Origin of the sequence: Streptomyces sp. Ru71 (genome assembly GCF_002920535.1) — a bacterium.
GTDB lineage: Bacteria > Actinomycetota > Actinomycetes > Streptomycetales > Streptomycetaceae > Streptomyces.
Genome location: NZ_PQSS01000037.1, coordinates 58,926 through 72,051 on the forward strand (window position 1 = coordinate 58,926; position 13,126 = coordinate 72,051).

At 71.3% G+C, this 13,126-nt stretch carries 11 protein-coding genes; 9 read left to right on the top strand and 2 right to left on the bottom strand.

The window, feature by feature from the left end; translation table 11 throughout:
• The first annotated feature begins 1 nt into the window (after position 1).
• The 7 genes from C3489_RS21900 (at position 2) to C3489_RS21930 (ending at position 7,661) form a co-directional block, all read left to right on the top strand.
• Entirely contained in the window at positions 2-763 is a 762-nt protein-coding gene (locus tag C3489_RS21900) for a DUF3710 domain-containing protein (RefSeq protein ID WP_103783725.1), read from the top strand.
• A gap of 175 nt (positions 764-938) precedes the next feature.
• Positions 939-2,141, top strand: coding sequence for an alginate lyase family protein (locus C3489_RS21905; RefSeq protein ID WP_103783726.1), 1,203 nt, complete (start codon positions 939-941; stop codon positions 2,139-2,141).
• Between the two features lie 145 nt (positions 2,142-2,286).
• On the top strand, positions 2,287-2,979 hold the full coding sequence (locus C3489_RS21910; RefSeq protein WP_103783727.1) for an ABC transporter ATP-binding protein: 693 nt from the start codon (positions 2,287-2,289) through the stop codon (positions 2,977-2,979).
• A gap of 127 nt (positions 2,980-3,106) precedes the next feature.
• Positions 3,107-5,674 (top strand): sensor histidine kinase KdpD, encoded by a 2,568-nt coding sequence (locus C3489_RS21915; protein ID WP_103783728.1) that lies wholly within the window; start codon positions 3,107-3,109, stop codon positions 5,672-5,674.
• Positions 5,671-6,354 carry a response regulator gene (locus C3489_RS21920; protein WP_103783729.1) on the top strand — a complete coding sequence of 228 codons (684 nt, stop codon included), beginning with the start codon at positions 5,671-5,673 and terminating at the stop codon, positions 6,352-6,354. The genes C3489_RS21915 and C3489_RS21920 overlap by 4 nt, the downstream gene beginning before the upstream one ends.
• Positions 6,355-6,455: 101 nt before the next feature.
• Positions 6,456-6,854: an OB-fold nucleic acid binding domain-containing protein gene (locus C3489_RS21925; protein ID WP_103783730.1), complete on the top strand. Its 399-nt coding sequence runs from the start codon at positions 6,456-6,458 to the stop codon at positions 6,852-6,854.
• A gap of 3 nt (positions 6,855-6,857) precedes the next feature.
• Positions 6,858-7,661 carry a DUF3159 domain-containing protein gene (locus tag C3489_RS21930; RefSeq protein WP_103783731.1) on the top strand — a complete coding sequence of 268 codons (804 nt, stop codon included), beginning with the start codon at positions 6,858-6,860 and terminating at the stop codon, positions 7,659-7,661.
• 147 nt (positions 7,662-7,808) lie between these two features.
• Here the strand turns inward: C3489_RS21930 and C3489_RS21935 are convergent, their stop codons facing one another.
• Both C3489_RS21935 and C3489_RS21940 read right to left on the bottom strand, forming a co-directional pair.
• Positions 7,809-8,480 (bottom strand): TrkA family potassium uptake protein, encoded by a 672-nt coding sequence (locus tag C3489_RS21935; RefSeq protein ID WP_103783732.1) that lies wholly within the window; start codon positions 8,478-8,480, stop codon positions 7,809-7,811.
• Positions 8,480-9,151, bottom strand: a complete 672-nt coding sequence (locus tag C3489_RS21940) for a TrkA family potassium uptake protein (RefSeq protein WP_103783733.1) — start codon at positions 9,149-9,151, stop codon at positions 8,480-8,482. The genes C3489_RS21935 and C3489_RS21940 overlap by 1 nt, the downstream gene beginning before the upstream one ends.
• Before the next feature lie 382 nt (positions 9,152-9,533).
• Between C3489_RS21940 and C3489_RS21945 the strand changes: the two genes are divergently transcribed.
• Positions 9,534-11,588, top strand: coding sequence for an amino acid permease (locus C3489_RS21945; protein ID WP_103783734.1), 2,055 nt, complete (start codon positions 9,534-9,536; stop codon positions 11,586-11,588).
• A 73-nt stretch (positions 11,589-11,661) separates the two neighbouring features.
• The gene (locus C3489_RS21950) at positions 11,662-13,002 is read left to right on the top strand and encodes a class I SAM-dependent RNA methyltransferase (protein WP_103783735.1); all 1,341 of its coding nucleotides are present in this window, start codon (positions 11,662-11,664) and stop codon (positions 13,000-13,002) included.
• Positions 13,003-13,126 lie beyond the last annotated feature (124 nt).

A 13,126-nucleotide genomic window follows, 5' to 3' on the forward strand; every position in this document is an offset into this window, starting at 1 on the left:
CGTGTTCGGACGTCGCAAGAAGAGGGATGCCGCCGAGGACGCGGCCGGCGAGGCCGAGCAGGTCGTCGACAGCGTCGACACCGAGGCGGACGAAGAGGGTCAGCGCGAGCGCGTACGGCTGGAGCCGGAGCCGCGGCCCGACGGGCCCTGGGACGTCTCCGAGGTGCGCGACCCCGCAGAGGGCCGCGTGGACCTCGGTGGCCTGTTCGTGCCGGGTGTCGACGGCATGGAACTGCGCGTGGAGGTCGCGGGCGACGCCATCGTCGCGGCGACCGTCGTGCTGCGCGACAGCGCGATCCAGCTGCAGGCCTTCGCCGCGCCCAAGCGCGAGGGCATCTGGGGCGAGGTGCGCGAGGAGATCGCTGCCGGTATCACCCAGCAGGGTGGCATCGTCGACGAGATCGAGGGCCCGCTCGGGTGGGAGCTGCGCGCCCAGGTTCCGGTGCAGCTGCCCGACGGCACCGGCGGCTTCCAGGTCGTGCGGTTCGTCGGTGTGGACGGTCCGCGCTGGTTCCTGCGCGGTGTGATCTCCGGCCAGGGCGCGGTGCAGCCGCAGGCCGCCGGCCTGCTGGAGCAGATCTTCCGGGACACGGTCGTCGTCCGGGGCGAAGGCCCGATGGCGCCGCGCGACCCGATCGTCCTGAAGCTGCCGAACGACGCGCAGATGGTCCCCGAGGGCGTACAGCAGCAGGAGGAGGGCTCCCGCTTCTCCGGCGGCATGGGCCAGCTGCAGCGCGGACCGGAGATCACCGAGGTCCGCTGAGGCAGGCCCGAACAGGGCCGCATCGAGACAGGCACGACGAGGGCCGCACCCGCACCGGGTGCGGCCCTTTCGCATGCATGACCCCTTGACGGGTCTTTGGTCCGTACCTATGGTCTCCGGCCAACGCCTGCGTTCATAAAGGCGCTCCATGTTCACATACAGGAACGGAGTCGCTATGCGTCGTCGTGCCTCACTGCTCGCAGTGGTGGCCTCCCTGCTGCTCGGCGCCTTCACGGCGCCCGCCGCCCACTCCACCCCCACCGCCCCTGCCGCCGGCTCCCTCGCCCCCGCCTCCTTCGCCCATCCCGGGGTCACCGTCTCCCGCCCCCAGCTGGACTTCGCCCGCACCAAGGTGCTGGCCGGGGAACAGCCCTGGAAGGGCGCCTTCGACCAGATGCTGGCGAGCAAGTACGCCGACCTGAACCGCACCCCGAAACCCCGGGCGATCGTCGAGTGCGGCTCCTACTCCGACCCCAACTACGGCTGCACCGACGAACGCGAGGATGCCCTCGCCGCCTACACCGACGCCCTCGCCTGGTACGTCACCCGCGACGAGCGGTACGCCAGGAAGGCCATCGCCCTGATGGACGCCTGGTCCGCGGTGATCCAGGACCACACCAACAGCAACGCGCCCCTGCAGACCGGCTGGGCGGGCTCCGTCTGGCCCCGGGCCGCGGAGATCATCAAGTACACCTACGGCGGCGCCTGGACCAACGCGAGCCGCTTCGCCGGCATGCTGCGCGACGTCTACCTGCCCGAGGTGATCAACGGCTCGAACTCCAACGGCAACTGGGAGCTGTCGATGATGGAGGCCGCGATCGGCATCTCCGTCTTCCTGGAGGACCGGACCTCCTACGACAGGGCCATGGCGACCTTCCGCACCCGCACCGCCGCCTACGTCTACCTCGCCTCCGACGGCGACCTGCCGAAGACCGTGCCCAGCCAGCACCTCGACACCCGCGACAAGATCGTCAAGTACTGGCAGGGGCAGTCCACCTTCGTCACCGGCCTCACCCAGGAAACCTGCCGCGACTTCGTCCACACCGGGTACGGCATCTCGGCCATCTCCCACGTCGCCGAGACCAGCCGCATCCAGGGCCAGGACCTGTACGGCACCGACGTGGGCGAGCGGCTGCGCCAGGCCCTGGGCTTCCAGGCCAGGTACGAGCTCGGTACGGCCGTCCCGAGCTGGCTGTGCGGCGGCTCGCTCAAGCCCGGGCTGGGGCCGGTCACCGAGGTCGGGTACAACGCGCTGCACAACCGCCTCGGCGTCGCCATGACCAACACCGAGGCCCTGACCCGGCGCAACCGTCCCGCCGGCAGCAACAACCTCTTCGTCGGCTGGGAGACGCTCACCCACGGAGACAATCCCGCGTGAACCGGCGAGGGGGTCTCGTCCGATGAAGGAGTGAGAGCGCGCGGGAGCGCGAAACCATGGAGGGACAACCATTGAGGACCGGGCGCCGGGTGGCGATACTGGCGCCCGGTCCGACGGGGACCAGCGGGGGAACAGGGGGAGAGGCATGACCGAGGTCGTCACCGAGACGATGGTGCGCGTGGAGGACGTGCACAAGTCCTACGGCGAGGGAGCCGCCGCAGTGCACGCGCTGCGCGGGGTGTCCTTCGAGATCCCGCGAGGAGAGCTCGTGGCCCTCAAGGGCCGCTCGGGGTCGGGAAAGACGACGCTGCTCAACATCGTCGGCGGACTGGACGAACCGGACCGGGGGCGGGTGAGCGTCGACGGCAGGGATCTGTCCGGCCTGGGCGAGGAGGGACTGCTGGCCCTGCGCCGGGACCGGATCGGCTTCGTGTTCCAGTCCTTCGGCCTCATCCCCATCCTCACCGCCGCGGAGAACGTGGGCGTGCCGATGCGGCTGCGCCGCGCCGACCCCCGCGAGCGGGAGCAGCGCGTGGAGCTGCTGCTGTCCCTGGTCGGCCTCGCCGACCACGCCGCCCAGCGCCCCGGAGAGATGTCCGGCGGTCAGCAGCAGCGGGTGGCCATAGCCCGGGCCCTGGCCAACGAGCCGGCGCTCCTCATAGCCGACGAGCCGACGGGCCAGCTGGACGCCGAGACCGGGCACGCGGTGATGGAGCTGCTGCGTGCCGTCGTCCACAGCGAGCGCGTCACGGCGCTGGTCGCCACGCACGACGCGACGCTGCTGGACCTCGCCGACCGCGTCCTGGAGCTCAGCGACGGCCGGATCGTCGAGGGGTAGGGCCCCGCCCGGCGCGTCAGGGTCGCGTCAAGGAGGCCCGCTGCCCGACTCCTCGTCCGTTTTGTCGCCCTCGCGGGTCGTAGGGTCGACGCTGCGTAGGCGACAGTCACCGGAAGACAATGGGTTCATGGCACGCGGGAAGCTTCGGATCTACCTGGGAGCGGCACCGGGCGTCGGGAAGACGTACGCGATGCTGGCCGAGGCGCACCGGCGGGTCGAGCGCGGCACGGACTGCGTAGTGGGCTTCGTCGAGCCTCATGGGCGGCCACGCACCGAGGTGCTGCTGCACGGCCTGGAGACGGTCCCGCGCCGGGAGCTGGAGTACCGGGGCGCGCGGTTCACCGAGATGGACGTCGACGCCGTGCTGGCGCGGCGCCCGCAGGTGGCCCTCGTCGACGAGCTGGCCCACAGCAACGTCCCCGGCTCGCGCAACGACAAGCGCTGGCAGGACGTCGAGGAGCTGCTGGCCGCCGGGATCGACGTCGTCTCGACGGTCAACATCCAGCATCTGGAGTCCCTCGGTGACGTCGTGGAGTCGATCACGGGGGTGCGGCAGCAGGAGACGGTGCCGGACGAGGTGGTGCGCCGGGCCGACCAGATAGAGCTGGTCGACATGTCGCCGGAAGCGCTGCGCCGCCGGATGGCGCACGGCAACATCTACCAGCCCGACAAGGTCGACGCGGCCCTGTCCAACTACTTCCGGCCCGGCAATCTGACCGCGCTGCGCGAGCTGGCGCTGCTGTGGGTGGCGGACCGGGTGGACGAGTACCTCCAGCGCTACCGCAGCGAGCACCGGGTGTCGGCGATCTGGGGGTCGCGGGAGCGGATCGTGGTGGGCCTGACCGGTGGCCCGGAGGGGCGCACGCTGATCCGGCGTGCGGCGCGGCTGGCGGAGAAGGGAGCGGGAGGGGAGGTGCTCGCGGTGTACATCTCCCGCAGTGACGGTCTGACCTCCGCCTCGCCGAAGGAGCTGGCCGTGCAGCGCACCCTCGTGGAGGATCTCGGCGGCACCTTCCACCACGTGGTCGGCGACGACATCCCCGCCGCGCTGCTGGCCTTCGCGCGCGGGGTGAACGCCACCCAGATCGTGCTGGGCTCCTCGCGCCGCAAGACCTGGCAGTACGTCTTCGGACCCGGGGTCGGCGCGACCGTCGCCCGGGAGTCCGGACCCGACCTCGACGTGCACATCGTCACGCACGAGGAGGTCGCCAAGGGCCGCGGGCTGCCGCTGGCGCGGGGCGCCCGGCTCGGGCGGTCCCGGGTGGTGTGGGGCTGGCTGGCGGGCGTCGCCGGGCCGCTGCTGATGACGCTGCTGCTGACCCACGTCGACGTCTCGCTGGGCCTGACCAACGACATGCTGCTGTTCCTGGCGCTGGCCGTGGCGGCGGCCCTGCTGGGCGGGCTGCTGCCGGCGCTGGCCTCGGCGGCCTTCGGCTCGATGCTGCTGAACTGGTTCTTCACCCCGCCCGTGCACCGGGTCACGATCGCCGACCCGAAGAACATCCTCGCCCTGGTGATCTTCGTGTCGGTGGCCGTGTCGGTGGCCTCGGTCGTCGATCTCGCCGCCCGGCGCACCCATCAGGCGGCCCGGCTGCGCGCGGAGTCGGAGATACTCTCCTTCCTCGCCGGGAACGTGCTGCGCGGCGAGACCAGCCTGGAGGCGCTGCTGGAGCGGGTGCGGGAGACCTTCGGCATGGAGTCGGCGGCCCTGCTGGAACGCGAGAGCGACGTGGCGCCGTGGACCTGCGCCGGACGCGCCGGGATGGGCAGAGCCGTTCAGCGGCCCGAGGACGCGGACGTGGACATGCCGGTCGGCGACCACATGGCGCTCGCCCTCACCGGGCGGGTGCTGCCCGCGGAGGACCGCCGGGTGCTGGCCGCGTTCGCCGCGCAGGCCGCCGTGGTCCTGGAGCGCCGGCGCCTCCAGCAGGAGGCCGACCAGGCCAAGGAGCTCGCCGAGGGCAACCGCATCCGCACCGCGCTGCTCGCCGCCGTCAGCCACGACCTGCGCACCCCGCTCGCCGGGATCAAGGCGTCGGTGTCCTCGTTGCGCTCGGACGACGTCGAGTGGTCCGACGAGGACCAGGCGGAGCTGCTCGCGGCCATCGAGGAGGGCGCGGACCGGCTCGACCACCTGGTCGGCAACCTGCTCGACATGTCCCGCCTGCAGACCGGCACCGTCGTGCCGATCGTCCGCGAGACGGACGTCGACGAGGTGGTGCCGATGGCGCTCGTCGGGGTGCCCGAGGGCAGCGTCGAGCTGGACGTGCCCGAGACGCTGCCCATGGTCGCCGTCGACGCCGGGCTGCTGGAGCGGGCGGTGGCCAACCTGGTGGAGAACGCCGTCAAGTACAGCCCGCCGGGACGGCCCGTCCTGGTGGCCGCGAGCGCGATGGCCGACCGGGTCGAGGTGCGGATCGTCGACCGGGGCCCCGGCGTGCCCGACGACGCCAAGGAGCGCATCTTCGCGCCCTTCCAGCGCTACGGCGACGCTCCGCGCGGCGCCGGTGTCGGCCTCGGGCTGGCCGTGGCGCGCGGCTTCGCCGAGGCCATGGGCGGCACGCTGGACGCCGAGGACACGCCCGGCGGCGGCCTCACCATGGTCCTCGGCCTCCGTGCGGCCGGCTCACGCCCGCAGGAGCTGGTGCAGCACGAACTCGCGCAGTCGGTTCCCCCAGAAAGGCAGGCCACATGACCCGGGTGCTCGTGATCGACGACGAGCCGCAGATCGTGCGCGCCCTCGTGATCAACCTCAAGGCCCGCAAGTACGACGTCGACGCCGCCCACGACGGCGCCGGCGCGCTGAAGCTGGCGGCCGCCCGCCACCCCGACGTGGTGGTGCTCGACCTGGGCCTGCCCGACATGGACGGCGTCGAGGTGATCAAGGGACTGCGCGGCTGGACCCGGGTGCCGATCATCGTGCTCTCGGCACGGCACTCCTCCGACGAGAAGGTGCAGGCGCTGGACGCCGGCGCCGACGACTACGTCACCAAGCCCTTCGGCATGGACGAGCTGCTCGCCCGGCTGCGGGCCGCCGTGCGCCGCGCCGAGCCCGTCGGGGCCGGCGAGGAGGAGGTCACGGTGGAGACGGAGGAGTTCACCGTCGACCTGGCCGCGAAGAAGGTCAACCGCGCCGGACGGGACGTACGCCTGACGCCCACCGAGTGGCATCTGCTGGAGGTGCTGGTGCGCAACAGCGGCCGCCTGGTCAGCCAGAAGCAGCTGCTGCAGGAGGTGTGGGGGCCGTCGTACGGGACGGAGAGCAACTATCTGCGGGTGTACATGGCCCAGCTGCGGCGGAAGCTGGAGGCCGACCCCTCGCATCCCAAGCACTTCATCACCGAGCCCGGGATGGGATACCGGTTCGAGCGGTGAACGGCGACGGGCCGCCGGTGCGCGCGCTGCGGCGGCGGCGTGGATGTGAGGCCGCGCACGGGGGGTACGTAGCCGTCAGTGCACCCCGGTACGCTTCAGATATGAGTGCTGTTCCTCGTTCCGAAAAGCCGGCGGGCCGGTTCCGGCGGATGCTCGACCGGCTCTCCTCGTCGCAGGAGGACCTGGAGTCCGAGGAGTTGCGCGAGGACGCCGAGACGGCGGGCTGTACCCGGATCGGTGACTGCAAGGACCGTCAGATCGTTACGGTGACTGGTACCTTGCGCACGGTCACTCTGCGTCCGCGTGCGGGCGTTCCGGCCCTGGAGGCGGAGCTGTTCGACGGCACCGCCGGGCTGGACGTGGTGTGGCTCGGCCGGCGCTCCATCGTCGGGATAGAACCGGGGCGCAAGCTGATCGCATCGGGCCGGATCTCGATGAGCCGGGGCCGCCGGGTGCTGTTCAACCCCAAATACGAACTGCGACCCCTCGGACGGGAGTAGCCGGTGACCTCACTCGACAAGCCGACCGACAACACATCTGCGGACGACGCCCGGGCGGTGACGGAGGCCGCGCTGTTCGAGGCGTTCGGCGGAGTGCGGGGCATGGTCGAGACGGTGGTTCCCGGCCTCCTCTTCGTCACGATCTACACGATCAACAAGGACCTCCATCTGTCGGCGATCGCCGCGGTGGTCGTGTCCCTGGTCCTGGTCGTGGTCCGGCTCGCGATGCGGGACACCGTCAAGCACGCCTTCAGCGGTGTCTTCGGCGTCGCCTTCGGTGTCGTCTTCGCGATGATGACCGGCAACGCCAAGGACTTCTATCTGCCGGGCATGCTCTACACCCTGGGCCTGGCGCTGGCGTACATCGTCACCACGCTCGCCGGGGTCCCGCTGATCGGCCTGATCCTCGGCCCGGTGTTCAAGGAGAACCTCTCCTGGCGCACCCGCAACCCCGGCCGCAAGGCGGCCTACGCCAAGGCCAGCTGGGCCTGGGGGCTGATCCTGCTCGCCAAGTGCGCGATCCTCTTCCCGCTGTACTGGTGGGCCGACACCACCCAGCTCGGCTGGGTCCTGGTCGCCCTGAAGATCCCGCCGTTCCTGCTCGCCGTCTACCTGACGTGGGTGTTCCTGGCCAAGGCGCCGCCGCCCATCGACGTGTTCGCCGAGATGGAGGCCGAGGAGAAGGCGGAGGAGGAGCGCAAGGCGGCCCTGGCGGCGGAGCGCGGCGAAGGACCGGAGGCCACGGGGGCCACGGGTCCGGCGGATGCCACGGAACCGACCGGCGGCCGGCACCGCAGGCAGGCGTAAGGCGTCCCGCGCGGCGCACAGGCTCAGGAGCCCGCGCGGCGCACGCGCACGAGCCCGCATACGGCGCAGACGCAAGAGCCCGCATACGACGATGGGGCGCCCGGCGATCACCGGGCGCCCCATCGCCGTATACGGAAGCGTGAACCGTCAGACGTCGTCGCGGCGCACCGACAGCAGGTCCTCCAGCTGGCCCTCGCGGGCCTGCGCGGCCACGAACAGCAGCTCGTCGCCGGCCTCCAGGGAGTCCTCGCGGGACGGGGTGAGCACCCGGGTGCCGCGGATGATCGTCACCAGGGAGGTGTCCTGCGGCCACTCCACATCGCCGACCTGCGTGCCGGCCAGCGCGGACTCCTCCGGCAGGGTCAGCTCGACCAGGTTGGCGTCGCCGTGGCTGAAGCGCAGCAGCCGGACCAGGTCGCCGACGCTCACCGCCTCCTCGACCAGGGCCGACATCAGGCGCGGGGTGGAGACGGCGACGTCCACGCCCCAGGCCTCGTTGAACAGCCACTCGTTCTTCGGGTTGTTCACGCGGGCGACGACGCGCGGAACGCCGTACTCCGTCTTCGCCAGCAGGGAGACGACCAGGTTGACCTTGTCGTCGCCGGTCGCGGCGATCACGACGTTGCAGCGCTGCAGCGCCGCCTCGTCCAGGGAGGTGATCTCGCAGGCGTCGGCGAGCAGCCACTCCGCCTGGGGCACGCGCTCGACCGAGATCGCGGTCGGCGCCTTGTCGATCAGCAGTACCTCATGGCCGTTCTCCAGCAGCTCGCCCGCGATCGAGCGGCCCACCGCGCCGGCACCGGCAATGGCGACCCTCATCAGTGACCGCCCTCCTCTTCAGGGCCCTTGGCGAACGCCGCCTCGACCTTCTCCACCTCGTCGCTGCGCATCATCACGTGCACCAGGTCGCCCTCCTGCAGCACCGTCTGCGAGGTGGGCAGGATCGCCTCGCCGAGGCGGGTCAGGAACGCCACCCGGACGCCCGTCTCCTCCTGCAGCTTGCTGATCTTGTGGCCGACCCAGGCGGCCGAGGCGTGCACCTCGGCGAGCTGCACACCACCGGTGGGGTCGCGCCACAGCGGCTCGGAGCCCGACGGCAGCAGGCGGCGCAGCATCTGGTCGGCGGTCCAGCGGACCGTGGCGACCGTCGGGATGCCCAGGCGCTGGTAGACCTCCGCGCGCCGGGGGTCGTAGATACGGGCCGCCACGTTCTCGACGCCGAACATCTCGCGGGCCACGCGGGCGGCGATGATGTTGGAGTTGTCGCCGCTGGAGACCGCGGCGAACGCGCCTGCCTCCTCGATGCCGGCCTCGCGCAGGGTGTCCTGGTCGAAGCCGACGCCGGTGACCCGGCGGCCGCCGAACGAGGAACCGAGGCGTCGGAAGGCGGTGGGGTCCTGGTCGATCACAGCGACCGTATGCCCCTGCTGCTCCAGGGTCTGGGCGAGAGCGGAACCCACTCTGCCGCAGCCCATGATGACGATGTGCACGACCGTCCTTCCGGTGTCAAGAGAATCTCACTTGGCTTCAACAGGGTCTCAGACCGGCGACCAAGCTACACAGGCACGGCGCGGGCTGTGCACCCCCGGGCCCGGTTACCGGGCGTGCGGCGCCCGGCGTCGAGTGATGCTGCGCACGCTGCGCAGGGTGAGGAATCCGAGGCCGAGGAGTGCGACGGCGGCGCCGATCAGCTCTGCGGTGGCGGGCACGGGTACCTCCGAAGTGCGGCGTGGGCGGGAGTCCAGTCATCTAGGCATGACCCCGGCCCCACCTGCGGAATCCGTAGCGGGGTGGAGCGCCGATTCCACTCGTGCGGCAGATCGGGCACGGCAGGTGGGCGAGCCCGTGTTCGAAGGCTTACGATCCTCTGTTGTGTCCAAACTGACCGACGTGCCCAAACGGATTCTCATCGGGCGCGCACTGCGCAGTGATCGGCTGGGCGAAACGCTCCTGCCGAAGCGCATCGCCCTTCCCGTTTTCGCCTCCGACCCGTTGTCCTCCGTGGCCTATGCGCCAGGGGAGGTGCTGCTGGTCCTGTCCATCGCGGGCGTGTCGGCGTACCACTTCAGCCCCTGGATCGCCCTCGCGGTCGTCGTGCTGATGTTCACGGTCGTCGCCTCCTACCGGCAGAACGTGCACGCCTACCCCAGCGGCGGCGGCGACTACGAGGTCGCCACCACCAACCTCGGCGCCAAGGCGGGCCTGACGGTGGCGAGCGCGCTGCTCGTCGACTACGTCCTGACCGTCGCCGTGTCGATCTCCTCCGGCATCGAGAACCTGGGCTCCGCGATCCCGTTCGTCGTCGAGCACAAGGTGGCCTGCGCGGTCGCCGTGATCGTGCTCCTGACACTGATGAACCTGCGCGGTGTGAAGGAGTCCGGCAAGCTCTTCGCGATCCCGACCTATGTGTTCGTCGCCGGCGTCTTCATCATGATCGCCTGGGGCGCCTTCCGCGGCCTGGTCCTCGGCGACACCATGCGCGCGCCCACCGCCGACTTCCACATCAAGGCCGAGCACCAGGGCCTGGCCGGCTTCGCGCTGGTCTTCCTGCTGCTGCGCGCCTTCTCCTCCGGCTGTGCCGCGCTCACCGGTGTCGAGGCGATCTCCAACGGCGTCCCCGCCTTCCGCAAGCCCAAGTCCAAGAACGCCGCGACCACGCTGGCGATGATGGGCCTGCTCGCCGTCACCATGTTCTGCGGCATCATCGTGCTGGCCCTGGTCACCGATGTCCGCATGGCCGAGAACCCGGCCACCGACCTGCTGAAGAACGGCGTCGGCGTCGGCGCGGACTACGTCCAGAACCCGGTGATCACCCAGGTCGCCGAAGCCGTGTTCGGCAAGGGCAGCTTCTTCTTCATCGTGCTGGCCGCGGCCACCGCGCTGGTGCTGTTCCTCGCCGCCAACACCGCCTACAACGGCTTCCCGGTGCTCGGCTCGATCCTCGCCCAGGACCGCTACCTGCCGCGCCAGCTGCACACCCGCGGCGACCGCCTCGCCTTCTCCAACGGCATCGTGCTGCTGGCCGGCGCGGCGACGTTCCTGGTCCTCATCTACGGCGCCGACTCCACCCGGCTGATCCAGCTGTACATCGTCGGCGTGTTCGTGTCCTTCACGCTCAGCCAGATCGGCATGGTCCGGCACTGGAACCGGCACCTGGCCACCGAGCGGGACCCGGCCAAGCGCAGCCACATGATCCGCTCCCGGGCGATCAACGCCTTCGGTGCCTTCTTCACCGGCCTGGTCCTCGTCGTCGTGCTGATCACCAAGTTCACGCACGGCGCCTGGGTCGCCCTGCTCGGCATGTGCATCTTCTACGTGACGATGACCGCGATCCGCCGTCACTACGACGCCGTCGCCGCGGAGATCGCCGCCCCCGAGGGCCCCAGCGACGACAGCGTCCGCCCCTCGCGCGTCCGCTCGGTGGTGCTGATCTCCAAGATCCACCGCCCGACGCTGCGCGCACTCGCCTACGCCAAGCTGATGCGCTCCGACTCCCTGGAGGCGCTCACGGTCAACGTCGACCCGGCCGAGACCAAGGCGCTGCGCGAGGAGTGGGAGCGGCGCGGCATCGACGTACCGCTGAAGGTCCTGGACTCGCCGTACCGCGAGATCACGCGGCCGGTCATCGAGTACGTCAAGAGCCTGCGCAAGGAGTCCCCCCGCGACGCGGTCTCCGTCATCATCCCGGAGTACGTGGTCGGCCACTGGTACGAGCACCTGCTGCACAACCAGAGCGCGCTCAGGCTCAAGGGCCGGCTGCTGTTCACGCCGGGCATCATGGTCACCTCGGTCCCCTACCAGCTGGAGTCCTCCGAGGCGGCCAAGAAGCGGGCCCGCAGGCGGCAGGAGTGGAACGCGCCGGGTTCGGTGCGGCGTGGTCCGCTGACGCAGGCGGAGCGGGCGAAGGAGGCCGGCAACCGGCAGTAGCCCTCGCCCGAGCACGTAGACTGGTGGGCTGTTGTCCACCCGTCACCCTCACCCGATCTGGAGTCACCCCGCCATGCAGGCAGAAGAGAAGAAGTCGCAGGCGGGGTCGCTGGTCGGGGCCGAGTACGAGGTCGAGATCGGCCCCGTCGCCCACGGCGGTCACTGCATCGCGCGCACGAGCGAGGGCCAGGTCCTCTTCGTCCGGCACGCGCTGCCCGGCGAGCGGGTCGTGGCCCGGGTGACCGAGGGCGAGGAGGGCGCGCGGTTCCTGCGCGCGGACGCGGTGGAAGTTTTGGAGGCCTCCAAGGACCGCATCGAGGCCCCCTGCCCGTTCGCCGGTCCTGGCCGCTGCGGCGGCTGCGACTGGCAGCACGCCAAGCCGGGCGCCCAGCGGCGGCTGAAGGGCGAGGTGATCGCCGAGCAGCTGAAGCGGCTCGCCGGCCTCACGCCCGAGGAGGCCGGCTGGGACGGCACGGTGGTCCCGGCCGAGGGCGACAAGCTGCCCGCCGGCCAGGTCCCGCAGTGGCGCACCCGGGTGCAGTACGCCGTCGACGCCGAGGGCCACGCCGGGCTGCGCCGCCACCGCTCGCACGAGGTCGAGCGCATCGACCACTGCATGATCGCCGCGGAGGGCGTCAGCGAGCTGGGCATCGAGCAGCGCGACTGGACCGGCATGGAGTCGGTCGAGGCGATCGCGGCCTCCGGCTCGCAGGACCGCCAGGTGATCCTCACCCCCCGCCCGGGCGCCCGCCTGCCCCTGGTCGAACTGGACCGTCCGGTCTCGGTGATGCGCGTGGACGAGAAGTCCGGCGGCGTGCACCGCGTCCACGGCCGCCCCTTCGTCCGCGAGCGCGCCGACGGCCGCACCCACCGGGTCGGCAGCGGCGGCTTCTGGCAGGTCCACCCGAAGGCCGCCGACACCCTGGTGACGGCGGTCATGCAGGGCCTGCTGCCCCGCAAGGGCGAGATGGCCCTGGACCTGTACTGCGGCGTCGGCCTGTTCGCGGGCGCCCTGGCCGACCGCCTCGGCGAGCAGGGCGCGGTGCTCGGCATCGAGTCCGGCAAGCGCGCGGTCGAGGACGCGCGGCACAACCTCGCCGACTTCCCCCGGGTCCGCATCGAACAGGGCAAGGTCGAGTCGGTCCTGCCGCGCACGGGCATCACGGAGGTCGACCTCATCGTCCTCGACCCGCCCCGCGCGGGCGCCGGGCGCGCGACGGTCGCCCACCTCTCCGCCCTGGGCGCCCGCCGCATCGCCTACGTCGCCTGCGACCCGGCCGCCCTGGCCCGCGACCTGGCGTACTTCCGGGACGGGGGGTACCGGGTGCGGACGCTGCGGGCGTTCGATCTGTTCCCGATGACGCACCACGTGGAGTGCGTGGCGATCCTGGAGCCCGCCGCCAAGGGCAGCTGACCTGCTGGTGCGCGAGGGTCGCCGCCGGCACGACGGCGACCCGGGACCATCTCAGGTGCGGGTCCAGCGTTGGTTGGTGCCGCCCGAGCAGGTGTAGAGCTGGATCTGGGTGCCGTTGGCGGTG